This window comes from Pseudonocardia sp. CA-142604, assembly GCF_050948475.1.
GTDB classification, from domain to species: Bacteria; Actinomycetota; Actinomycetes; order Mycobacteriales; family Pseudonocardiaceae; genus Pseudonocardia; species Pseudonocardia alaniniphila.
Map to the genome: position 1 here is coordinate 9,307,290 of NZ_CP192045.1, position 23,330 is coordinate 9,330,619.

The 23,330-nt window shown below is 71.2% G+C and carries 20 protein-coding genes; 16 read left to right on the forward strand and 4 right to left on the reverse strand.

Annotated features, from left to right (window positions below):
* Positions 1 to 66: 66 nt before the first annotated feature.
* A complete protein-coding gene (locus ACQPZQ_RS42440; RefSeq protein ID WP_433290112.1) occupies positions 67 to 474 on the reverse strand; it encodes a hypothetical protein in 408 nt (135 codons plus the stop codon).
* A gap of 456 nt (positions 475 to 930) precedes the next feature.
* Between ACQPZQ_RS42440 and ACQPZQ_RS42445 the strand changes: the two genes are divergently transcribed.
* The 8 genes from ACQPZQ_RS42445 to ACQPZQ_RS42480 all read left to right on the forward strand — a co-directional run bounded on the left by ACQPZQ_RS42445 (position 931) and on the right by ACQPZQ_RS42480 (position 9,238).
* Positions 931 to 2,151, forward strand: coding sequence for an extracellular solute-binding protein (locus ACQPZQ_RS42445; RefSeq protein ID WP_433290113.1), 1,221 nt, complete (start codon positions 931 to 933; stop codon positions 2,149 to 2,151).
* Positions 2,138 to 3,265, forward strand: coding sequence for an ABC transporter ATP-binding protein (locus ACQPZQ_RS42450; protein ID WP_433290114.1), 1,128 nt, complete (start codon positions 2,138 to 2,140; stop codon positions 3,263 to 3,265). Before ACQPZQ_RS42445 ends, ACQPZQ_RS42450 begins: the two co-directional genes overlap by 14 nt.
* Complete coding sequence (locus ACQPZQ_RS42455; protein ID WP_241037093.1) at positions 3,249 to 4,175, forward strand: ABC transporter permease; 927 nt, start codon at positions 3,249 to 3,251, stop codon at positions 4,173 to 4,175. The genes ACQPZQ_RS42450 and ACQPZQ_RS42455 overlap by 17 nt, the downstream gene beginning before the upstream one ends.
* Positions 4,172 to 5,035, forward strand: a complete 864-nt coding sequence (locus ACQPZQ_RS42460) for an ABC transporter permease (RefSeq protein WP_433290115.1) — start codon at positions 4,172 to 4,174, stop codon at positions 5,033 to 5,035. Before ACQPZQ_RS42455 ends, ACQPZQ_RS42460 begins: the two co-directional genes overlap by 4 nt.
* Before the next feature lie 33 nt (positions 5,036 to 5,068).
* Positions 5,069 to 6,187: a Gfo/Idh/MocA family protein gene (locus ACQPZQ_RS42465; protein ID WP_433290116.1), complete on the forward strand. Its 1,119-nt coding sequence runs from the start codon at positions 5,069 to 5,071 to the stop codon at positions 6,185 to 6,187.
* Between the two features lie 85 nt (positions 6,188 to 6,272).
* Positions 6,273 to 7,178 (forward strand): PmoA family protein, encoded by a 906-nt coding sequence (locus ACQPZQ_RS42470; protein WP_433290117.1) that lies wholly within the window; start codon positions 6,273 to 6,275, stop codon positions 7,176 to 7,178.
* Positions 7,179 to 7,263: 85 nt separating this feature from the next.
* Positions 7,264 to 8,019 carry a cupin domain-containing protein gene (locus ACQPZQ_RS42475; protein WP_433290118.1) on the forward strand — a complete coding sequence of 252 codons (756 nt, stop codon included), beginning with the start codon at positions 7,264 to 7,266 and terminating at the stop codon, positions 8,017 to 8,019.
* Positions 8,020 to 8,191: 172 nt separating this feature from the next.
* Positions 8,192 to 9,238 (forward strand): LacI family DNA-binding transcriptional regulator, encoded by a 1,047-nt coding sequence (locus ACQPZQ_RS42480; RefSeq protein ID WP_433290119.1) that lies wholly within the window; start codon positions 8,192 to 8,194, stop codon positions 9,236 to 9,238.
* Positions 9,239 to 9,263: 25 nt separating this feature from the next.
* On the opposite strand, the gene ACQPZQ_RS42485 is transcribed toward ACQPZQ_RS42480, so the two are convergent.
* Positions 9,264 to 9,581: a PspC domain-containing protein gene (locus ACQPZQ_RS42485; protein ID WP_433290120.1), complete on the reverse strand. Its 318-nt coding sequence runs from the start codon at positions 9,579 to 9,581 to the stop codon at positions 9,264 to 9,266.
* A 575-nt stretch (positions 9,582 to 10,156) separates the two neighbouring features.
* Here ACQPZQ_RS42485 and ACQPZQ_RS42490 point away from each other — a divergent pair.
* Positions 10,157 to 10,993 carry an NAD(P)-dependent oxidoreductase gene (locus ACQPZQ_RS42490; protein ID WP_433299653.1) on the forward strand — a complete coding sequence of 279 codons (837 nt, stop codon included), beginning with the start codon at positions 10,157 to 10,159 and terminating at the stop codon, positions 10,991 to 10,993.
* Positions 10,994 to 11,010: 17 nt separating this feature from the next.
* Here ACQPZQ_RS42490 and ACQPZQ_RS42495 read toward each other — a convergent pair whose 3' ends face one another.
* The gene (locus tag ACQPZQ_RS42495; RefSeq protein WP_433290121.1) at positions 11,011 to 12,672 is read right to left on the reverse strand and encodes a DNA repair helicase XPB; all 1,662 of its coding nucleotides are present in this window, start codon (positions 12,670 to 12,672) and stop codon (positions 11,011 to 11,013) included.
* Between the two features lie 459 nt (positions 12,673 to 13,131).
* On the opposite strand from ACQPZQ_RS42495, the gene ACQPZQ_RS42500 reads away from it, so the two are divergent.
* From ACQPZQ_RS42500 to ACQPZQ_RS42520, 5 genes are all read left to right on the forward strand, one after another.
* On the forward strand, positions 13,132 to 17,073 hold the full coding sequence (locus ACQPZQ_RS42500; protein WP_433290122.1) for a nitrate- and nitrite sensing domain-containing protein: 3,942 nt from the start codon (positions 13,132 to 13,134) through the stop codon (positions 17,071 to 17,073).
* A complete protein-coding gene (locus ACQPZQ_RS42505) occupies positions 17,070 to 17,495 on the forward strand; it encodes a roadblock/LC7 domain-containing protein (protein WP_169397043.1) in 426 nt (141 codons plus the stop codon). Before ACQPZQ_RS42500 ends, ACQPZQ_RS42505 begins: the two co-directional genes overlap by 4 nt.
* 68 nt (positions 17,496 to 17,563) lie before the next feature.
* Positions 17,564 to 18,178, forward strand: a complete 615-nt coding sequence (locus tag ACQPZQ_RS42510) for a DUF742 domain-containing protein (RefSeq protein WP_433290123.1) — start codon at positions 17,564 to 17,566, stop codon at positions 18,176 to 18,178.
* Between the two features lie 73 nt (positions 18,179 to 18,251).
* Positions 18,252 to 18,824, forward strand: a complete 573-nt coding sequence (locus ACQPZQ_RS42515) for a GTP-binding protein (RefSeq protein ID WP_241037077.1) — start codon at positions 18,252 to 18,254, stop codon at positions 18,822 to 18,824.
* A gap of 154 nt (positions 18,825 to 18,978) precedes the next feature.
* Positions 18,979 to 20,175, forward strand: coding sequence for a cytochrome P450 family protein (locus ACQPZQ_RS42520; protein WP_433290124.1), 1,197 nt, complete (start codon positions 18,979 to 18,981; stop codon positions 20,173 to 20,175).
* A gap of 6 nt (positions 20,176 to 20,181) precedes the next feature.
* Here ACQPZQ_RS42520 and ACQPZQ_RS42525 read toward each other — a convergent pair whose 3' ends face one another.
* Entirely contained in the window at positions 20,182 to 22,428 is a 2,247-nt protein-coding gene (locus tag ACQPZQ_RS42525; RefSeq protein WP_433290125.1) for a helicase-associated domain-containing protein, read from the reverse strand.
* Between the two features lie 128 nt (positions 22,429 to 22,556).
* On the opposite strand from ACQPZQ_RS42525, the gene ACQPZQ_RS42530 reads away from it, so the two are divergent.
* Together ACQPZQ_RS42530 and ACQPZQ_RS42535 are read left to right on the forward strand one after the other, a co-directional pair.
* Positions 22,557 to 22,739, forward strand: coding sequence for a hypothetical protein (locus ACQPZQ_RS42530; RefSeq protein WP_241037072.1), 183 nt, complete (start codon positions 22,557 to 22,559; stop codon positions 22,737 to 22,739).
* Positions 22,736 to 23,323: a nucleotidyltransferase family protein gene (locus ACQPZQ_RS42535; protein WP_433299655.1), complete on the forward strand. Its 588-nt coding sequence runs from the start codon at positions 22,736 to 22,738 to the stop codon at positions 23,321 to 23,323. The genes ACQPZQ_RS42530 and ACQPZQ_RS42535 overlap by 4 nt, the downstream gene beginning before the upstream one ends.
* Positions 23,324 to 23,330: the final 7 nt, after the last annotated feature.

Below are 23,330 nucleotides of genomic sequence, written 5' to 3' on the forward strand. Positions count from 1 at the left end.
TACCCGCACGTCAAGCAGGGGCGGCACCCGATTCCGGGTGCCGCCCCTGCGGCGTTCTGCACGAGCTCAGAGCAGCGTGACCGCCCCGAAGAAGAGCAACGGCACCACGTAACCGAGCAGACAGATGCCCAGCCGGGCAGCGACCTGGGCCCGGGTGGTTGCCCGCTTGCCCCAGATTCCGAAGACGACGGGCACGAGCAGCGACGCGAGCGAGGCCGCGACGAGGAAGACACCGACCGCGGCGCACCGGTCCGCCGCGGAGCTCGTGCCCGAGTCGTAGCACAGGGCGAACAGCGAACCCGCCACGACGCCGAAGAAGGCGGTCAGCAGGGAGAGCGGGATCATCAGAGCCAAGGCGATCCAGTACAGGACACCGCCCCGGGGAGCCGGTGCGGTGTTCTCTTCCATGATCCGACCGTAGGAGGCGCGCACCGGCCCCGGCTTCGCGGCGATCACGGGCAGCTGCTCCCACACGAACGATCCCGCCGGACGGAGCCGACACCCGCCGGGATCAACCCCGGGTGGCCGGACATATGGACGAGACCACCGCTGAGCCCCCCGGCTACCAGCGCCGCCTCCGTAGCAGTCCCCCCAGGGGGCGCTGGTGCGGTGGCCTCGTCCACGTCCCCAAAGTTAGCGAGCACGCCCGCCCCCGGCCCCCGGAGAACTACGGGGATCAGTCGGTAGATCTACGGAGCCGCGCCCGCCCCGAACGAACGGCACGGCCGTCCAATGGATCCGCACCACCGGTCCGCCCGTTCGCCTCCGCGCCCAGCCGGGCCCGCCTCGTCTACCAGACCTCCGCATGGCGCTGGTCTTGACTCCGTCCGGCGGGCCGGGTCATGCTGGAAAGCGGTTACCAAGCCTGTCCGGAAAGCGCATCCCCGAATTTCCGCCGCTTTTCCGTCACGCCGTACATGGAGGTACATCGTGATCAGACGTGGTACGGGACGAGGTCGGCTCGGTCTGGGCCTGGCGGCCGTGGTGGTGCTGGGGTTGGTCGGGTGCGGCGCGCCGGGCGCGCAGCAGGCGGGCGGGGCCGACGAGGTGGTCACACCCGTGAAGCCGGCCAGTCCGATCACCCTCACCCTGCTCGACGGCGCGGGCAACGTCACCGTCAACCGGGCGATCTACGACAACTTCGCGAAGGCGCACCCCGAGCTGGTCTCGAGCATCAACTACCAGTCCGCGCCCGCGCCGGACGTGGCCGGCAAGGTCCGGGCACAGCAGTTGGCGGGCACGGTGGACATCACGGTGGTCGTCGGCGGCACGGACGTGATGGGCGCCGCCCGCACCGAGAACCTCATGATGCCGCTGCTGCCCAACTACGCCGCGAGCCTCCCCGACCTCTCACAGGTGTTCGACGCGAGCGGCACCGAACTGCAGGAGATGGCGGGCGGATTCGGCATCGTCAACCGGTACAACCCGGCAGGTCCGCTGCTCGCCTACCACCCCGACCAGGTGGCCCAGCCGCCCACCACGCCGGACGCGCTCCTGGCGTGGGCTCGGGAGAACCCGGGCCGGTTCACCTACGCGCAGCCACCGAACTCGGGCCCCGGCCGGACGTTCATGATGTCGCTGCCCTACATGCTCGGCGACAGCGATCCGTCCGACCCGGAGAACGGGTGGAGCAAGACCTGGGCCTATCTCCGCGAGCTGGGCAAGTACGTCAGCTCCTACCCGCCGAGCTCGACGATCATGAACCAGCAGTTCGGCTCCGGGCAGCTGCAGGTGATCCCGACGATCGTCTCGATGGACATCAACAGCCGCCGGGACGGCACGTGGGCGCCGACCGCGCAGGTGGGGCTCTTCACCGACCAGAAGTGGATCACCGACGCCCACTACATGATGGTGCCGAAGGGTGTCACTCCCGAGGCGCTCTACGTGGCGCTCGAGTTGATGAAGTGGACACTGCAGCCCGACCAGCAGGCGCTGACCTACGCCACCGGCTCGCTCACCACGGCGAACAAGAACGTCACGGCCGCCGACGCCTCGCCGGAGGGCCGGGCGCTGCTCCAGCAGTGGGGCAGGCCGGACTTCTACCCGCAGGCACTGACCAGCGGGGAGACGCACGCGCCGCTCGCGCCCGAGAAGCAGGTGCAGGCGTTCGAGATCTGGCAGCGGGAGGTCGGCAGCCATGTCGGCAACTGACCGCCTGCCGGCGGCCGGTTTCGGCTCCCTGCAGATGCGTCAGGTGTCGCGCTGGTACGGGAAGACGGCGGCACTGACCGACCTCGACCTCGAGCTCGCGCGCGGCGAGTTCGTGGCGCTGCTCGGCCCGTCCGGCTGCGGCAAGTCCACGGCGCTCGCCTGCCTCGCGGGTCTGCAGCCGCTCACCACCGGCTCCATCTGGCGCGACGACAAGCGCATCGACTCCCTGCCGGCCGACAAGCGCGGGTTCGGGATGGTGTTCCAGAGCTACGCGCTGTTCCCGCATCTCACCGTGGCGCGCAACGTCGAGTTCGGGCTCTCCATGCGGAAGGTCCCCCGCGCGGAACGGCGCAGGCGTGCTCAGGCCGCGCTCGATCTCGTGCAGCTCGCCGACCACGCAGGCAAGCTCCCGTCACAGCTGTCGGGCGGCCAGCAGCAACGGGTCGCGATCGCCCGCGCGCTCGCGATCGACCCGGAGATCGTGCTCATGGACGAGCCTCTCTCCAACCTGGACGCCGCGCTGCGTATCGAGATGCGTACCGAGATCAAACGGCTCTACCAGGAGCGGGAGCTGTCGGTCCTCTACGTCACCCACGACCAGGAGGAAGCGCTGTCGCTCGCCACCCGGCTGGTGGTGCTGCGCGGCGGGAGGCTCGAGCAGAGCGGGACGCCCGAGCAGGTCTACACGCAACCGGCCAGCGCGTACGTCGCAGGCTTCATGGGCTACCGCAACATGATCACGGCGCGGGTCGAGCAGGTGGAGAGCGACCCGCGACAGGTCTGCGTCGTCGCAGGCGACCTGCGGCTGCGCGGCACGGCCGACCCGGCGGCCGGGCTGCGAGCAGGCTCCGAGGCGATGGTCGCGATGCGGCCCGAGGACATCGTGCTCGGCGGGGCCGGGGTGAACGACGTCGCCGCGCTCGCCGAGGTGGTCGAGTACCACGGGCGCGAGCTGGCCGTCCGCGCTCGGACGGAGCAGGGCGTGGTGCTGCACTTCCGCACCGAGAAGCCGGTGGCAGCAGGCGCGCGTATCACGCTCGGCGCCCCCGAGGAGCGGGTGCTCGTCTTCCCCGCCGAGCGGCCGGTGGAGGTGCTCGATGACGCTCACGGCTGAGCCGGACTCGCGGGCCACCACGCCGTCGGCGCGGCCGCCGCAGCCGCTGCGGCACCGGCTCGCGGAGCGCGGCGTCGACTGGACCCTGCTGCTGATCCTGCCCGCCGTGCTGATCATCGCGGCGCTGTTCCTCTACCCGTTCGGCTACGGCCTCTCGATCTCCTTCCAGCCGCTGCGGGGTAGCGACCCCTTCGCCAACTACACCGACTTCTTCGGCGACCCCTACCTGCGCGACTCCATCTGGAAGACGCTGCGGCTGGCCGTGCCGGTGGCCGTCCTGAGCGTTGCGGCCGCCGCGCCGCTGGCGTTCCGGATGCGCCGCGACTTCCCGGGCCGCCGCTTCCTGACGCTCGTGGTTCTCCTGCCGCTGACGTTCGGTTCCGTGCTCATCGCGCAGGGGATGGCCCAGGTCTTCTCGCCGACCGGGTGGATCAACCTGCTGCTGGGTTCGCTCGGGATCCCCGAGCAGCAGTTCATCTACAACTACACGGGCACGTTCATCGCCACGCTGCTCGTGAGCATCCCGTTCGCGTTCGTGATGCTCATGGGCTTCTTCGGCGGGATCGACCGCTCCATCGAGGACGCCGCGGCCACCCTCGGCGCGGGCCGCGCCGCGCGGTTCTGGCGGATCATCATGCCGCTGGCCACCCCGGGCCTCATCACGGCGTTCACGTTGTGCCTGGTGGAGGCGTTCGCCGTGTTCCCCTCGGCGATTCTGGTCGGCCAGCCCGACAACGCCACCCACGTGCTCACGCTGCCGATCTACCAGGCGGCCTCCCAGCGCTCGGACTACCCGGCGGCCGCGGCCATCGCGGTGGTCATGACCGTGCTGGAGCTGGTGATCCTCGGTGTCCTGATGCTCCTGCGCAACCGGCTCTACCGCGGCCCGGCGAGCGGGGGCAAGGGATGACCACCCTCGATCTGCCGGCGACCGCGCCGCCCGCCCGGCCCCGCCGCGAGTGGCCCACGCTCACCGCCGTCATCACATGGGTGGCCGCCGGGTGCTTCGTGGCCGTGATCCTCGGGGTGCTGGCATCGGTCGTCGTCCAGTCGTTCTCCACGACGTGGCGGGGCGGCTGGTGGCCCGACGGTCTCACCGCCACCTGGTACGGCAGGGCCTGGTCGAGCACCGGCATGTCGCAGGCGCTGGTCAACACGGCACAGGCCGGGATCGCGGTCGTCGTGATCGCGCTGCTGGCAGGTGTGCCGGCCGGCTACCTGCTCGCCCGACGTGCATTCCCGGGCCGTTCGGTGGTCATGCTGCTGATGCTGCTGCCGATCATCCTCCCGCCGATGACGTACGCGGTGCAGCTCGCGGCGCTCATGTACCGCGTCGGGCTCGGGGGCTCGATGACGGCGGTGGTGCTCGTGAACCTCGTGCCGACGCTCCCGCTCGTCGTGCTGATCATGGTGCCGTTCGTCGAGCAGATCTCGCCGGACGTGGAGAACGCCGCGCGGGTGTTCGGGGCCAACAACTGGCGGCTGTTCACGCGGGTGCTGATCCCGTTGCTCCTGCCCGGGATGCTGGCGGCCGGGATCCTCGTGCTCGTCCGCACGCTCGGCGCGTTCGAGCTCACGTTCTTCGTCTCCGGCGCAGACACCCAGACGCTGGTCGTCGCCCTGTTCGGCGCGATCTCCGACCCCGGCGGCGTCCCCATCTCACTCACGGCGGCAATGGCGGTGACGTACATGCTCGTCGCCGTCCTCGGCCTCGCCATCAGCCTCCGCTTCGTCACTCCATCCCAGGCCATCCGCCAGCGGCACCGCTGAATCGCAGGGAATCAACCCGAGGAGTTCGTGCACATGCCAGACGGCAGGAAGCAGTACCGGGTCGCCATCGTGGGGACGGGCGCCATCGCCGGCGGCCGCCACATCCCCGCCATCCAGGCGCAGGACGGCCGTGCGAAGGTCGTGGCGGTGGTCGACGTGGACGGCGACCGTGCGGCGGCCTTCGCCGCCGAGTGGGGTGTGGAGCACAGCTACACCGACCTCGACACGATGCTCGCGACCGACCAGCCCGACCTGGCGATCATCTGTACCCCACCCTCCGTCCATCACGCCGGTGTGCAGGCCTGCCTGCGTGCGGGCGCCTGGGTGTGGTGCGAGAAGCCACCGGTGCTCTCCCTTGCCGAGTACGACGGCCTCATGGCGGACGAGCGGGACGGCGGCCCGTACGTCGGGTACGTGTTCCAGCACCGCTTCGGCTCCGCGGCCCGCACGCTGCGCGAGCACATCGCGGCAGGTGCCCTGGGGCGCCCGCTCGTCGGCATCTGCCACACGCTCTGGTACCGCGACGACGCCTACTACGAGGTTCCGTGGCGCGGGAAGTGGGAGACCGAGGGCGGCGGCCCCACGATGGGGCACGGAATCCACCAGATGGATCTCATGCTGTCGTTGCTCGGCGACTGGCGCGAGGTCCGCGCGATGATGGGCACGCTCGACCGTCGGATCGCCACCGAGGACGTCTCGCTCGCCGCGGTGTCGTTCGAGTCCGGCGCCCTGGTGTCGGTCGTCAACAGTGTCCTGTCGCCGCGCGAGGTCAGCTACCTGCGCTTCGACTTCTCCGAGGCCACGGTCGAGGTCTCGCATCTCTACGGGTACGACAACTCGCACTGGACCTGGACACCCCTGCGCGGTGTCGCCGAGGAGCGGGCAGCCGGGTGGCTCCCCACCACGGACGTACGCAGCTCCCACAACGTGCAGCTCGCCGAGTTTCTCGACTCGATGGACCGCGCGGAGCGACCGGCCGTCAGCGGCGCGGACGGGCGGCGCAGCTTGGAGCTCATCACGGGCCTGTACCAGTCGGCGATCACCGGCAGCCCGGTCAACCGGGCAGAGCTGGAGCCGGGCAACCCCTTCTACGCACAGCTCGACGGCGGCGGGCGCTACTCGGCAGGCATCACGGCGGGGGTGACTCGATGAGCGAGCTTGCGAGCGAATCAATGTCACTGCGCCTGCGCCCTGTGACGTCTCCATACGAGCCGGCCGAGCGAAGCGAGGGCGAGCGATGAGCGCTCTGACCGTCACGCACGAGCACGGTATGAAGATCGGCGTCGCGGTCGGCGAGGTCGAGATCGCGAGCTACGTCTACGGGCCCGGGGTGGCCGCCTTCGAGGCGCCCAAGCCCTACATGCACCCGATGCGCACGCTGTCCGGTGCGCTCGTCTCCGCGTACCGCCCGCACGACCACCGCTGGCACAAGGGCGCCCAGATGACCTGGTCGCACGTGTCGGGGCAGAACTTCTGGGGCGGCAACACCTACGTGCACGGGCGCGGCTACGTGCCGCTCGACAACGTCGGCGCGATGCGGCACGACGGGTTCGACATCATCGACCTGACCGGCGACGAGCTCACGCTGCGCGAGACGCTCACCTGGGTGGCCTCGACGGGCGAGCGCTGGGTGGCCGAGACCCGCACGCTGCGCTGGCACGGCGTCGACGTGGAACGCGGCATCTGGGCGCTCGACTTCGCCACACAGCTGCTCAACATCCGCGGTGAGGAGCTGGAGCTGGGCAGCCCCACCACCCATGGGCGGACGAACGCCGGCTACACCGGGTTCTTCTGGCGCGGCCCCCGGGGCTTCACCGGCGGTGAGATCGTCACGGCCGGCGGTGGCGGCGGGCCCGAGACCATGGGCACCAGCGACTCTCCGTGGCTCGCCTACACCGGGAAGAACGACGACGTCGACGGCGGCTCCACTCTGCTCGTCCTCGCCGGGTCGACCAGCCACGGGACGATCACCTGGTTCGTCCGCAACGACCCGTTCCCCGCGGTGAACCCCTCGCCCGCCTTCGACAAGGAGATCACGCTCGCCGACGGCGAGACGCTCACGCTCCAGCACCGTCTGGTGGTCGCCGACCGGATCTGGACGCGCGAGGAGATCGAAGGCCTCGCCGCGGAGCACGCCCTGTGAGCGAGCTTGCGAGCGAGCCATGGACTCAGCGCCCGCGCACGGTGACGTCTCCCGATGGGCCGCCCGAGTCCAGCGAGGGCACGCGATGAGCGGCGGTCTTCCCGAGTTCCCGGGCGCGGTGGGGATCAGCGCGCTGCGCGTCTACCCGTGGGAGGCAGCCGACGGGCTGTGCGGGGGCTCGCCGCACATGCATCTGTGCTGTTCCGAGTGCTACATCGTGGTCGGGGGCAAGGGCAGGCTGCAGACGCTCACGGCGAGCGGATTCACCGAGTCGCCGTTGCAGCCCGGGGACGTCGTCTGGTTCACCCCCGGCACGATCCACCGCGCGGTGAACGACGGCGACCTGAATGTCATGGCGCTCATGCAGAACAGCGGGCTGCCGGAGGCGGGCGACGCGGTGCTGACGTTCCCTCCGGCGCACCTCACCGACCGCGCTACGTACGAGCGTGCGAGGTCGCTGTCAGACGCGGGCGGGGAGGCGTCGCCGGAACGCGCGCGAGCCAGGCGTGACCTGGCGATCGAGGGCTTCGCCGAACTCACTCGGCGGACGGCCGCGGGGGACGGGAACGCGCTGGAGGAGTTCTACGCATCCGCTGCGGCGCTGGTCCGGCCCCAGCTCGAGGAGTGGCGGGCGCGCTGGGCGGAGGGAGCGGCCGCGGCGAGTGGACGAACCGACGAACAGCTGGCCGCGCTGGCCTGCGGTGATCACTCCCACCTGAGGGACGCCAGCGTGGCGCGGATCGAGCAGCCTCCGCCCACCACCCTCGGGATGTGCGGCTACCTCTCCCCCTACGATCCGGTGCGGATGGCGGCGGCCGGATCCGTCGAGGCGGCACGCTGACCCGCACGCCACCTACTCCAGCAGGGGGAATGCGCTTTCCTACCGAGTGGTGACCGGTACTCTCTGCGAACAGAGATCTCGGGCCGCCCCGGCACAGGCCGCCGGCGCATTTCCCGCGCGAACCGCCCCATCCGTGGCCCGGCCCTCGATGTCGCAGTGCAGGAGGCAGGCCATGAGCGACCGCGTCACCAACGCGTCGGTCACGCTTCTCGATGTCGCCCGCGCCGCCGGGGTTTCCCTGGCCACCGCGTCGCGTGCGCTCAACGGCAGCACCCGCAGGGTGCGTCCCGACCTGCGCGAACGGGTGCTTGAAGCGGCCGAGGCCCTGCAGTACTCGGCCAACGCGCAGGCCCAGGCGATGGCGCGGGGCCACACCAACCTCGTCGGGCTGGTGATCGGCGACGTCGGCGATCCCTACTTCTCCTCGATCGCAGCAGGCGCCATCAGGGCGGCCGAGGGCCACCAGCTCGTCGTCACGATGGCCTGCACGTTCGGCCGGGAGGAACGCGAGATCGACTACGTCGCGGCGCTCCGCAGCCAGCGGGCGCGCGCCGTGATCGTGGTGGGAAGTAGGGTGTACGACCGCGAGCTGACCGAGCGGCTCGGCGCCGAGGTGCGATCGTTCGAGCAGTCCGGCGGCCGCGTCGCGTTCATCAGCCAGCGCAAGATCGCCGCCGACACGGTCGTCCTGGAGAACCGTGCTGGGGCCAGGGCGCTCGCGGAGGCACTGTGCGCCCGCGGCTACCGCCGCTTCGCCATACTCGCCGGCCGTACCGACCTGCTGACCGCGCGCGACCGCTGCGCCGGGTTCCGCGAGGGCGCCGCCCGCTGCGGAGTGCAGATCGGCCAGGACGTCACCGCATACGGCGGGTTCACGCGCGACGGCGGCTACGACGCGATGATCGACGTCCTCGACCGCGGCCTCGACGTGGACTGCGTCTTCGCGGTCAACGACGTGATGGCGCTCGGCGCGATGGCAGCGCTGCGCGACCGCGGGATCGCGGTGCCGTCGGCGATGGCCGTGGCCGGATTCGACGACATCGTCACACTGCGCGACGCCACCCCGGCCCTGACCACCGTGCGGTTGCCGCTCGAGGACCTCGGCGCCTGGGCCCTCGACCTGGTGCTCGGGCCCGCCGCCGACCAGCCCAGGATCCGCCGGGTGCGCGGAGAGGTGATCCTGCGGGAGACCACGCCCGAGCGCATCCCGGTCCCGTGAACCCCTGAACAGCGACCCGCGGATCTCAGGGCGCGTCGGTCTCGGGCGCGATCAACCACACCGCGGCGTAGACCACCACCGGCACTCCCGCACCGATCACGGTGAGTGCCACCATGCCGACACGCATCAGGGCCGGGTCCACGTTGAGGCTCTCGGCGAGCCCGCCGCACACACCGGCGAGCATCCGGTCGGTGCGGCTGCGGCGCAGGCGGAACGCCGGACGCGCGGCCCGCGGCGGCTCCGCGAGGGGCGGCTGACCATTGAACGGCGGCTGCTCGGCGAAGGGAGGCTGGTCGGCGTCGGGGGTGGTTCGGGCGGTGGCCGGGTCGGTGATCTGCTCCATGGCTTCGAGCCTGCCGCCGCGACGGGCTCCCGGCCTCGGGGAACGCACCGGATTCCGACCCTGAACCCGGCCCTGAGCCTGCTCGGGGCCGGCGGCGGCTCCACCCACTCTGATACGTCGCGAACGACATATCCGATGCGCGTTCTTTGTCGATTTTCCGGGGGGCCGCACGCGGGCTCAGAAGATCGGCCCCGTGCTATCGGACGTGCTAGCGTCGCCGCTGGGCACCGTCGCCGTAGCCAGATCGAAGTCGCCGGGCCGATCGCCACCTCGTCGGCGCGACTACCGCTCCGACCATGGGATCGTCCGAGGTGATCGAGGAGGAACGGCGCAGGCCGCCGGTCCCGGCCGGTTGCTTTCGGAATTCGTTCTTGCCTCATTCGGAACGGCCTGGAGCGGCGGAGCAACATACCGGCTGATGACCATGATCGTGCAGGCGCCGACAAAAGCGACCTGGGCCCTGTAGGCATTGCCGGGTCGGCCCCGGCCGCACTGCATCCGATTCCGGCGACACGAGGAGAACGACCGTGACCACCACGACGACGAAGACCGTGGCCCTGCTCGGCACCGGCATCATGGGTGCCGGCATGGCGAGGAACATCGCCCGGTCCGGGCTCGCCCTCACGGTGTGGAACCGCGACGCGAAGAAGGCACGCCCGCTCGCCGACGACGGCGCGACCGTGGCCGACGACCCGGCCTCCGCGGTGGCCGGAGCGGACGTCATCGTCACCATGCTCTTCGACGCAGCGTCCGTGGAATCGGTGATGGAACAGGCATTGCCGTCTGCCGCGAAGGGGGCGATCTGGGTGCAGTCGAGCACCGTGGGGCTCGACGGTGCCCTGCGCCTGGCCGAGCTCGCCGACCGGGCCGGTGTCGACTACGTCGACGCCCCGGTGCTGGGCACCCGCCAGCCTGCCGAGGAGGGCAAGCTCCTCGTGCTGGCCGGAGGGCCGGAGCACCTCCGCGACGCCGTGACGCCGGTGTTCGACGCCGTCGGCTCCCGCACCATGTGGGTCGGCCCCCGCCCCGGCGACGGCCACCGGCTCAAGCTCGTGGCGAACTCGTGGGTGCTGAGCATCATGGGGGGCACCGCACAGGCCATCGGGCTCGCCGAAGGGCTCGGCGTCGACCCTCAGCAGTTCCTCGACACCATCGCAGGCGGAGGCCTGGACTGCGGATACGCCCAGCTCAAGGGCCGCGCCATGATGTCAGGGGACTACTCCACCTCGTTCACCACCGCCGGTGCGGCCAAGGACGCCTCGCTCATCGCCGACGCACTCCGCGGAGTGGGCGCCGAGGACAACCTGATGCGCGCGCTGCAGCACCAGTTCTCCGCGGCTGCCGACGCCGGCCACGCCGAGGACGACATGGCATCGGTGGTGGAGGCGGTGCGCCACCCGCGATCGTCCTGACGCGACGGCTCTCCGGCTCAGCCGACGTCAGGTACGGCGGGCCCCAGGAGATCGTCGGCGTCGACGATGCGGTAGGCGTAGCCCTGCTCCGCGAGGAACCGCTGCCGGTGGGCGGCGTAGTCGGTGTCGAGGGTGTCGCGTGAGACCACCGAGTAGAAGTGGGCCTGCCGGCCGTCGCCCTTCGGCCGGAGCAACCGGCCGAGCCGCTGGGCCTCCTCCTGCCGGGAGCCGAACGTGCCCGACACCTGCACGGCCACGCTGGCCTCGGGCAGGTCGATCGAGAAGTTGGCCACCTTGCTCACCACGAGCACCGGCAGCTCGCCCCGGCGGAAGGAGTCGAACAGCGCCTCACGCTCCTTGTTGCGCGTGGAGCCCTGGATGACGGGGGCACCCAGCACGCCGCCGAGCTCGTCGAGCTGGTCGAGGTAGGCGCCGATCACGAGCGCGGGCTCGCCGGGGTGCCGGTCGAGGATCGCCTTGACGACGCTCACCTTGGTGTGGGCGGTGGAAGCCGTCTTGTAGCGCTCCTCGGCGTCGGCCACGGCGTAGCCCATCCGCTCCGCCTCGGTGAGCGTGACCCGTACCTCCACGCAGTCGGCGGGAGCGATCCAGCCCTGTTGCTCGATGTCGCGCCATGGCGCGTCGTAGCGCTTCGGGCCGATCAGCGAGAAGACGTCGCCCTCACGCCCGTCCTCACGCACGAGCGTGGCCGTGAGCCCGAGCCTGCGCCGGGACTGCAGGTCGGCGGTCATCCGGAACACCGGGGCGGGGAGCAGGTGCACCTCGTCGTAGATGACGAGACCCCAGTCGCGCGAGTCGAACAGCTCGAGGTGCTTGTACTCGCCCTTGGTCTTGCGGGTGATCACCTGGTAGGTGGCGATCGTGACCGGGCGGATCTCCTTGCGTTCGCCGGAGTACTCGCCGATCTCGTCCTCGGTGAGTGAGGTGCGCGCGATGAGCTCCCGCTTCCACTGGCGGCCCGACACGGTGTTGGTGACGAGGATCAGCGTGGTGGCCTTCGCCCGCGCCATCGCGGCCGCACCCACCAGCGTCTTTCCCGCGCCGCACGGCAGCACCACCACCCCGGAGCCACCCGCCCAGAAGCCCTCGACGGCGTCACGCTGGTAGTCGCGCAGCGTCCAGCCGTCCTCGGCCAGGTCGATGGGGTGCGCCTCGCCGTCGACGTAGCCCGCGAGGTCCTCCGCGGGCCAGCCGATCTTCAGCAGCGCCTGCTTGAGGTGCCCGCGCTCGGACGGGTGCACGAGCACCGTGTCGTCGTCGATGCGGGCCCCCAGCAACGGGGAGATCTTCTTCTGCCGGAGCACCTCCTCCAGCACGGCCCGGTCCAACGCGACCATGACCAGCCCGTGCACGGGGGAGTTCGTGAGCTGCAGGCGCCCGTACCGGCCCATCGTGTCGACGACGTCGACGAGCATCGGCTGCGGCACCGCGTAACGCGAGAAGCGGACGAGCGCGTCGACCACCTGCTCGGCGTCGTGGCCCGCGGCGCGCGCGTTCCACAGCGCCAGCGGGGTGACCCGGTAGGTGTGAACGTGCTCGGGCGCGCGCTCCAGCTCCGCGAAGGGTGCGATCGCCGAGCGCGCCTCCGCTGCGGCCGGATGGTCGACCTCGAGCAGCAGCGTCTTGTCGGATTGGACGATGAGCGGCCCGTCGGTCATACCTGTGGTACTCCTCATGAAATCCGGCCCATGGCTGGGCCGGATCGGATCAACGGTGAGCGGTGGGCGACTGATCTGATCGGGGGAACGCCACCCGCCCGGCCTCGGAGAAAGGGTCGGCGTCGACTTCGGTTATGCTGTGCCGGCTCTGTCCGAAAGTGCACGTGTGCCACCGCGATCGTACCGGGTCCTGGCGGTCATCGCCCTTCCCCAGAGGGCGCGTGTCGGAGCCGGCGGAGCGCGCATGATGCGGGCCGGAACACCCGACCAGCCCGCCCCCAACATGAAGGCGCGACGGATCGACCCGATGCTCATAGCAATGCTCCCCGGGCCTGTGACCCGATCCCGGCCACCCACCGCCCCTGGACTGCAGCTCAGCTGGTCCGGGCTCGCGGCCGATCATCAGCGCGTGCCAGAGTTCACCCGATCTGCGCAGGCAAGCGTCAGGGGGACGTTGACGTGACCAGCACCGAGACCGGACCAACATGGTCCGAGCGGTTCAACCCGCGTAACTGGACGCTGGCCTGGAAGCTGGTGATCGTCTGTCTCATACCGGCCTTGCTGGCGTTGGCCCTGGGTGTCCTCCGGGTGTCCGACCAGGCCAGCCAGGCCGCTGAGCTGGGACGCAGCAGCCGGCTCCTCGAGGTGGCGCAGCAAGTCTCCACCACTGCCGACGCCCTGCGCGCCGAGCGTCACGCGTCCACGCTGTTCGCCGCGGGCAACCGTACGGACAACCGGGCCGCGCTCGAGGACGGGTTCCGCCAGACCGACACCGAGATCGACCAGATGCTCGCGGGTGTCCACGGCACGAGCGAGCTCGAGGTCACCACCCGCAGCGCCCTCCAGAAGACCGAGCGCGAGCTGCAGACCCTCGCTCCCCTGCGCACCGACGCCGCACAGAACGTCGCCGTCGACTTCGACCAGATCAACACCCGCTACACCGCGGTGATCGACAGTGTCGACATCCTCGGCCGGGCCCTGCTGCGGCAGCTGAGCACGCCCGGCATCGGAGGGCTGCCCGACGCCCTCACCGCCGTCATGAACATCACGGAGCAGCTGGCCGCTCAGCACACGGAGCTGGGAGCGGCCATCAAGAGCGGCAGGCTCCGGCCGCAGGACGCCGAGGCAGCCACCGCCGCCGACAGCCAGCTCACGGCCGCCGCTCGCGAGTACTCCTCAGCACTCACCCTGGGTGTCGTCGGTAACCCGCTCGACGAGACGGCCAACACGCAGCGCGAGAACCTGAAGGCCAAGATCCTTGGCACCGCGGCCAACAGGACGATCCAGGTCACCGCAACAGAGTGGGACGCCGCCTACGTCGACGCGGACGCTGCGGCCGACCGCGCCTCCACCCGTATCCGCAAGGCACTGTCCGCCTCCAGCGCGGCGGCCGAGGAGCGGGCGAGCAACGAGGCCGGTCTCAACTCGGTGATCCTGATGCTCGGCCTGCTGATCGGCGCCACGATCGCGGTGCTGGTCGCCCGGGCCCTGCTCCGGTCGCTGCAGATCCTGCGCACCACCGCACTCGACGTCGCCGAGCGGCGGCTGCCGCAGGCGGTCGAGGGCATGCGTGCAGGCGAGACACCCGACGTGGAAGTCGACCCGGTGCCACTGGGCGGCCGAGACGAGGTGGCCCAGGTGGCCCGGGCGTTCGACGCGGTCCACGGGCAGGCGGTCCGCCTGGCGGCCGAGCAGGCGGCACTGCAGTCCAACGTCAGCGCGATGTTCGTCAACCTCTCCCGCCGCAGTCAGGCACTCGTCGAGCGCCAGCTGCAGCTCATCGAGCAGCTGGAGAGCAACGAGCAGGACCCGGACCAGCTGTCCAACCTGTTCCAGCTCGACCACCTCGCCACCCGTATGCGGCGCAACAGCGAGAACCTGCTGGTTCTCGCAGGCACCGACCTCGCCAAGCGCAACATCGCGCCGATCCCGATGGTCGACGTGCTGCGCGCCGCGGTGTCCGAGGTCGAGCAGTACCAGCGCATCGTCGTGCAGGCCCCGCCGTCGGTCACGGTCGTCGGCCGGGCGGCGTCCGACCTCGTCCACCTCCTGGCCGAGCTGCTGGACAACGCCACGAGCTTCTCCCCGCCCGACTCGCAGGTGGTCATGAGCACCGCCCGCACGGGCGACGGCTCGATCGTCGTCGAGATCGCCGACCGCGGCGTCGGCATGGTCGACCACGAGCTCAACGACGCCAACCAGCGCCTCAGCGGTCCCGCCGGCGTCGACGTCTCGGCGTCCCGGCGCATGGGCCTGTTCGTGGTCGGTCGCCTGGGCGCCCGCCACGGCATCAGCGTGCGGCTCAGCACCTCGTCCGCGGGCGGTCCCGGTGCGGGCCTCACGGCCTCGGTCACCGTGCCCGGCTACCTCATCCCCTCCTCCAACGAGCCGGCGGAGATCCAACGCCCGGCCGCTGCGATTCCCACCCGCACCAACACGCTCACGGCGCAGCGTCCGGGCACCAACGGCACGGTTCGTCCGGGATCGCTCTCGGCGCTGGTCGCGGGCACCGACGGTCCGGCCAACCCGGCTGGTGTCTTCGACGCCCCGGCCGGCCACGACGGGCAGCTGTTCGCCCCGCAGCCGCCGGTGAACGGCTCGCTCGGAAAGCTGCCCACCAGGCGGCCCGGGCAGTCGGTGCGTCCCGACGGGCCGAACCCCCCACCGCCGTCCAACAACCGGCCGGATCCTGCAGAGCAAGCCGCAGCCGACCAGGCCAAGGCGGAGCAGCAGCAGATGCAGCTGCAGAGGGCCCGGGAGCTGGCGGCGAAGGCTGCGGCCGACGCCGCGAAGATCGCCGAGCAACAGCAGCAACGGCGGGAGCAGCATCGCTCCCAGCAGCCGCCCGGCTCGCAGAACACCGGGTCCTACCGCAACGGTGTGCAGCCCGACTCCGCTCGTTCGTTGTGGGGCACCACCAGCGAGACGGCCTCGCTCAACGGGTACACGCCCCGCGAGCCCGCCACCCCCAACGGCAGCTCGCAGACCGGCACCTTCAAGTCCACACGCTCCGAAGATTCCGGATCGACCAGCCGTCAGCAGGCCGCCACGAGCGGTGAGCAGAAGGCGACTACGGGATCATCGGGCAGCGATCAGGACCCGAAGCCGGCCGAGGACAACACGCCCGACGAGAGCCCGTCCGCACCGCCGACCGGTGCCTTCCCCGCCGACACGATGTTCAGCAGCGAGGCCCAGCCGCAGCGGGGAACGCCCACCCAGGTTCCGCCCTCGCCGCTCACGATGCCGATGCCCATCCTCGGTCGCAGCAACCCGCTGCCGCCGCCACGGCCCACCAACCCGCGGCCCGAGCAGCAGCAGTCCACTCCGCGACCGTTCCCGCAGAGCCCAGGGCAACGTGGCCAGCAACCCGCCCAGCCTGCTCAGTCCGCGCAGTCGGGGGCTCAGGCAGCCCAGCAGGCTCAGGCAGCTCAGCAGGCCCAGCAGGCACAGGCTGAGGCCCCTCAGGCCGCGGCCGCGCAGTCGCCCGGCGAGGCGGACGAGCTGTTCGCGCCGAGCGTTCCGGTGATCGCCGAGCCGGCACCCGCGGCGCCGAGCTCTCGCAAGGAGGAGTTCGACCTCAGCGAGACCACGCCGATCTTCGAGGAGATCGCCTCGGCGTGGTTCCGCTCGAACCGGCCCATCCCGGTCAACTGGCAGACGGAGCAGGGCGGTGCAGGGCGGCCGTCGCAGCAGCGCGGCTTCCGTCCGCCGCCGCCGCACCCGCTGTCGGCGCCTGCTCCGGCACCGCACCCGCTGGCAGCCCCTGCTCCGGCACCGGCGCCCACCCCGCCCCCGGCGGCAGCAACGCCGCCGCCGGCCCCGGCTCCGGCTCTGGCTCCGGCTCCCAAGCCCGTTGCGCCGTCGGCACCCACTCCGCCACCACCCCCGCCGCCGGCTCCGACTCCGCCGCCTGCTCCTGCACCCGCCCCGGCACCTGCTCCCGCGCCTGCTCCGACCCCGGCACCTGCACCGTCGGTGTCGGCCCGGCCGGCCCGGCCGGTCCCGGAGAAGCTGGCCACGCCGGAGCCCGCGGCGCCCGTCTCTGCCTCTGCATCTGCGTCCGACCAGGAGTTCGCGAGCCTCGCGGACGAGGGCTGGCGCGCGGCGAGCAGCGTGGGGGCCGAGCAGGCCGACGAGATGACGGCTGCCGGACTGCCGAAGCGCCGCCCACGGGCGCGCCTCGTTCCGGGCAGCGCAGGATCTGCGGTGCTGGCACCTCCGGTCTCCTCGGCGCGTAGCGCGGAGACCGTCCGGGGCCGGCTCGCCAGTTACCAGCACGGCGTCCGTCAAGGCCGCGAAAGCCGGTTGCGCGGCGTCGGCGGGGCAGACCCGGGTTCAGAGGCCAACGGTGGTACTAAGCCCACAAACGCTGGTGTCAATCACGACGAGGAGTCTTCATGACGGCGCCACAGACGCAGCCGAGCCGCTTCGGGTGGCTGGTCACCAACTTCGCTGAGCGCGTGCCGGGTGTCGCCCACGCGATCGTGGTGTCGGCCGACGGACTGCTGCTCACGGCGTCCGACCGGCTGCCCCGCGACCGTGCCGACCAGCTTGCTGCTGTGTCGTCCGGGCTGGTCAGCCTCACGCAGGGTGCGGCCCGCTGCTTCGACGCCGGTGGCGTCGTGCAGACGGTCGTCGAGATGGACCGCGGGATCGTCCTGCTCATGTCCATCAGCGACGGCTCGTGCCTCGCCGTGCTCGCCTCGCCCAGCTGCGACATCGGCCTCATCGGCTACGAGATGACGTTGCTCGTCGACCGCGTCGGCCAGCTGCTCACCCCCGAGCTGCGCGCCGAGCTTCAGGGCTCCTTCGGCGGCTTCTGAAGCACCAGCACGACCACCAGGTACGACCCCCGGTTCGCAAATGATCGGTAGGAAGGCAGGTGAGTCCGATGACCTCCGGTCCCGACGACGAGCGCCGGCAATCCTCGGAGCCAACTTTCGCCGACGTCATGAACGGCTTCAGTTTCGACTCTCGCCGTTCGCCGCGCCGCCGCAAGTGGGGGCGCAGGCGAGGCGCCGATGTCGAGTTGAACGACGACGTCCCTACCGAAGCGGAGCAGCTGGGGGGCAATACGACCCCGCCGCCCCCACAGGTCCGGCCAGGACCACCGACGGCTCCGATCGACTTCCGCAACCTCGAGGCGGAGGAGATCGGCTTGGGGATGGGTGCGGCGGCGGTTCGGCCCTACGCCTGGACCCGTGGTCGAACCAAGGCCAGCATCGATCTGGCCATCGAGACTCTCGTGTCCACCAGCCAGCGTGGCCGGGATCAGATAGGTCTGTTGCAGGTCGAGCACCGAGCCGTGGCGGAACTGTGCGAACAGGTTCGCTCGGTCGCCGAGGTCGCCGCGCTCATGTCGCTCCCGCTCGGGGTTGCCCGGGTGCTGCTCAGTGACATGGCAGGCCTCGGAATGGTGACCGTGCACCAGACCGCGAGCAGCGCCGGCAACATGCCGGACCTCGCTCTGATGGAAAGGGTGTTGAGTGGACTCCGTCGGCTCTAGTTACCCAACTGACGGGTCGCCCCCTCGCTCAGCGTCGGCGTTGACCAGTCAGTCGGGGGGATTCGGACAGCAGATGATCGCCACTGCGGCGACAATTTCGGCCAAGATCGTGGTAGCCGGTGGCTTCGGCGTCGGTAAGACCACCTTCGTCGGCTCGGTCTCGGAGATCGTTCCGCTGACCACAGAGGCCGTCATGACCGAGGCCAGCGCCGAGGTCGACGATCTCGCGGCCACTCCCAACAAGGTCACCACCACGGTGGCCATGGACTTCGGCCGCGTCTCGCTCGACTCGGAGCTGATCCTCTATCTGTTCGGCACCCCGGGCCAGCACCGGTTCTGGTTCATGTGGGACGACCTCGTGCGCGGTGCGATCGGCGCCGTCGTACTGGTCGACACTCGCAGGCTGGCCGACTCGTTCGCGGCGATCGACTTCTTCGAGGACCGCGGGCTGCCCTACGTCGTGGGCCTGAACTGCTTCGACGGGCTGCTGCAGCACCGCATCGAAGACGTTCGGGAGGCCATGTCGATCGACCCGTCGATCCCGATCGTCAGCTGTGACGCCCGCATCCGGCAGTCCACCAAACAGACGCTCATCGCGCTGGTGGAGCACGCCATGCAGCACCGGATGACCGCAGGCGCTCGCTGATCCATCGGCAGGCACACCAGCGCCCCGGCGCTCTGCCCGGTTCCGCCCACTGAGAAGTGGGCCACACCGGGGAGACGCGCCGGGGCGTTCTGGCTGTACTGGATCTGCGGGGTACCGCGCCGGTACCCCGAGTCCGGGTACGGCTGGGGGCAGCGTGCACGAGGAACCGTTCAGGCTCGGCCGTGAGTTCTTCCAGGACCCACACGCGACGTACCGGGATCTCCTGACGGAGGGGCGCGTCCGGTACGCCTCGCTCTCCTCCGCGTTCGGCTTCTGGCTCGTCACCCGCTACGCCGACGCCAAGGCGCTCCTCTCGGACCCACGGCTGAGCAAGGACAGCACCCGGGCGAAGGAGCTCTTCGCGGATGGCGCGGGCCAGGTCTACGGGTTGGATCTCTTCGCTCACATGCTCCAGACCGACCCACCCGACCACACCCGTCTGCGCAGGCTCGTCAACAAGGCGTTCACGAACCGTGCAGTGGCCGGGCTGCGCCCCCGGATCGAGCAGATCACTGACAGCCTCCTCGACGACCTCGCCGCGGTCGGCCGGGCCGACCTGATCGAGTCGTTCGCCTCGCCGCTGCCGATCGCGGTGATCTGCGAGATTCTCGGCGTTCCGGCCGACGACCAGGCCAAGTTCCGGTCATGGGTCATCCCCTTCGTCGCGGCGGCGTCCCCCGACGACGTGCGGACCGCCGACGAGGAGATGAGGGCCTACCTCACCGCTCTCATCGCGGAGAAGAGGTCCGAACCCACGAAGGACCTGCTCTCCGACCTCGTGCACGTGTCGGACCAGGGCGACCAGCTGAGCGGGCCCGAGCTGTTGTCGATGGCGTTCCTGCTCCTCGTCGCCGGCTACGAGACGACCGTCAACCTGATCGGCAACGGAGTGCTCGCCCTGCTGCGGCATCCCGACCGGCTGACGGCTCTGCGGTCCGACCCGTCCCTGCTGCCGGAGGCGGTCGAGGAGTTCCTGCGCTACGACGGCTCCCTCAACCTCGCAACCCTGCGGTTCACCACCGAGCCGGTACGCGTGGACGAGGTCGAGATCCCCGCGGGCGAGTTCGTCCTCATCTCCTTGCTCGCCGCGAACCGCGATCCTCGGCAGTTTCCCGATCCGGACCGGTTCGACATCACTCGCGGCACCGGCGGCGGACACCTGGCCTTCGGCCACGGCATCCACTACTGCGTGGGCGCGCCCCTTGCCCGGTTGGAGGCACAGGTCGCCATCGGGCGGCTGCTGGACAAGTTCGGCGCGATCGAGCTCGACGGTGATCCGGCCGATCTCCGGTGGCGCCGGAGCCCCGTCATGCACGGACTCGAGAGGCTGCCGATCCGCGTCGGTTCCTGATCCCGTTCAGGACCCGTCCGGAGAGTCCTCGATCAGCGCGATGCTGGTGATCCGGTGCAGCGGCACGCGGTGCAGGCCGCCGTCCATCGTGTCCCGGCCCTCCACCACCCCGCCGCCAACGCTCATCGGTTCCAGGACCTGTTCCCCGGCGACACCGTGCCCGTCCACGAACCCGATCCAGACGCTGCGGCGAGCGGCGACGGCCGAACGGAGCAGGTCGGGGATGCGCCCGTTGTTCGCCGCAGGCGTTGTGACGTCCCGCCGGATTCCGGCCAGCGCGTCCCCGGCCCGCATCCGGGACACGACGGCGGCGAGCTGCTCGGCGCCCGGCTCCGGTGGCGCGCCGTTGCGGCCCAGCGAACGGCGGCGCGGCGCCGTCCGTCTGCCCCGGTCGGAGAGGTCGAGAACGGCGCCGCCGGTGTCCTCGGCGGCGGGACTGAAACCGGCGGCCCGCAGCCCGTCGAGCAACTCGCCGAGTGACAGCGGCGAGACCACGACCGTGGGCGCGATTCGGCGAAGCTCCAGGGTGACGCTGTCGGGATGGGCGAGCACCTCCGCGATCAGCACGGCGTCGTCGGACCGGAGGAACGACGACGCCACACCACCGCGCAGCCGTCCGTGGCGGCGGGCGACGTCGTCGATGAGGTACGTCAGGCCCTGAGGCACGGGGGTGGCCGACCGCTTGGCGAGCAGCTCGTGCAGCTCGGTGGCCGTCCGGCCGGCGTCGAGCGCACGGCGCACCGTGGCATCGGTGAAGCGGAAGACAGTGGCCCCGCCTGCCGACTCCACCTCGGCGACGAGGCCGAGCTCGGCAGCCAGCTGTGGTTCCAACGGGCCAGGCGCGACGGCGGTCAGGTCCGCCTGCAGGAGCACGTGGTCGACGGGCTCGGGCAAGGCCGCACGGAGTGCCGCGACGAGCCCGCCGGGATCGTCGAGGAGCACCCGGCCCGGTGTGGACATCGCGTCCAGTGCGACGACGCCGAGCACCGTGGCCTCGGCGAGCGCCCAGTCCACCACCTCGTCACGCAGCCGGCCCCCGCGCCGGGGTGCGCGCCACGCGAGGACATCGCGGAGCGCGGCCGGGGAACCGGGCGCAACGCCACGCGGCAGCTCGGCAAGCCCCGCGAGCACACGGCGCCGGTCCCGGGGAGCGAGCGGGCGCCGGACGGCATCGGACAGGGCCGAGATCGGACGCCCCGCGTCGTCCTTGCGTCCGACCAGCCCGGGCAGTCGTGGCAGATCCAGCCACGTGCGCGCGATCAATGACCAGCGCAGCTCGGGGCCGCCCGCCGCCCAGACGTCGGCGTTGGTGGTGGGCACCCAGTCCGGCGCCACCCCGTCGCTCTCCCCGACCAGATCGGCGGCCACTGCCAGCTCGACCAGGAGCGCGGCATTGCTCTCGTCGGTGTCCATCTCCTTCGCCGCCCGCCGCAGCTCGCGTACACCCAGGCCACCGGAGCGCAGCACGGGCGGCGGGGTGCGCCCCCAGAACGCGACGAGCAGCTCGAGCTGGCGGAGCACGCCCAGGGCTGCTCCACCCGCGGTGCGGTCCACGGCGTCGGCCCCGCGGTCCCTCGCCCCGATGTCGGGCGGCGTGACGGGGACCGCGCCCAACGGCCGGTCCCCGCGTAGGGCGAGACCCACCTGCCGCGGTAGCTCGACCGTCTCGGTGTCCACCCGCATCAGCAGGCCACGGGCGAGGAGGCGCCCGACCGGGCTCTCCGGATCAGCGCCCGCCTGGCTGCGCCCGATGGGCGGCCCGGCCGCCAGCGCTTCGAGCACCCGGCGTTCGTCGGGCGCCACGGAAGCGATCAGCTCGGGCAGCCCCGAGGACGCCGCCAGACCCGCGGACTCGCGGCCGAGCCCACCGGGATGGCGCGGTACCACGTCCAACGCGGCGGGTACGAGCGACAGCTCCTCGTCGGGCCCCCAGACGAGTGCGCGGTCGCGCAGCGCCCTCAGCGGGCGGCGGACAGCGGCCTCCGATAGATCGGGGCCGAGCAGGCGGAGCAGCTCGCTGAGCGACGTCGGCGCGCTCTCGGCACCGGCGACGACGAGCGCCTCGAGGACCGTGAGCGTGAGCCTGTCGAGATCGTCACACGCACGATGGACGGATGCCCGGATGCCGGCCCGGGTGGCCAGCACGGTGAGATCCGCGGGCGGCGGCACGGCCAGGTCCGGGCGCAGCCTTAGCAGGGCCGCAAGCATCTCGTCGTCCTGGGCGCGCAGCCAGTCGACCAGCGGTGTGGGCATCCCCACCACGGTAGTCGGCGCGCCGGCGAGGACGACGCTCGTATCAGGTGTCGCTCCCACCCACCGGTCCCCCACCACCGCGTCCCGTACGGGATAATCGACGGTGACGCGCGAACCACGAGGAGGACATGGTGGCCAAGGCAGCCCGTGAGGGCCGAATCGACCCGACGTGGCCGGAGCTGCCCGACGGCGAACATCCGGTGAGCGAGCTCGCCAGCACCCGGCAGGGCTCGCTGTCGCCCTTCGGTGACCTGGAGTTCCCGCTGGATGAGGTGCCGTACGTGCACCCCGTCACGGAGATCAACCGATAGACCACCCCGCCGGCCTGCTGCTCGCGGCGGGCGCGGGCCGTCGGATGGGCGGCCCGAAAGCACTCGTCGAGCTCGACGGCGAGCCACTCGTGGGGCGCGCCCTGCGAGTGCTCGCCGACGGCGGTTGTTCGCCGCTCATGGTGGTGCTCGGCGCTTCGGCCGCGAAGGTGGCCGAGATCGTCCCTCCCGGCGTTCGGATCACCGTGGCTGACGACTGGGCGGAGGGGATGGGCGCCTCCCTCCGCGCCGGGCTCGCCGCGCTGGAGGCGCTCGACCCGGTGCCCGACGCCGCACTCGTCCACCTCGTCGATCTGCCGGGCGTCACCGCCGAGGCCGTGCGACGGATCGCAGCCCGTAGCGACCCCGACGTCCTGGTGCGTGCCGCGTACCACGGACGACCGGCCCATCCGGTGCTGATCGGGCGGTCGCACTGGGCGGGCGTGCGCGCGGCCGCCGTGGGTGACGCCGGCGCCCGTGGCTATCTGGCCGGGAATCCGGACCTTGTTCTCGTCGAGTGTGGAGATCTGGCCGACCCCGACGACGTCGACACCCCCGAGCAGCTGGCCCGCTTCAGGTCCCGCTGACCCGCGC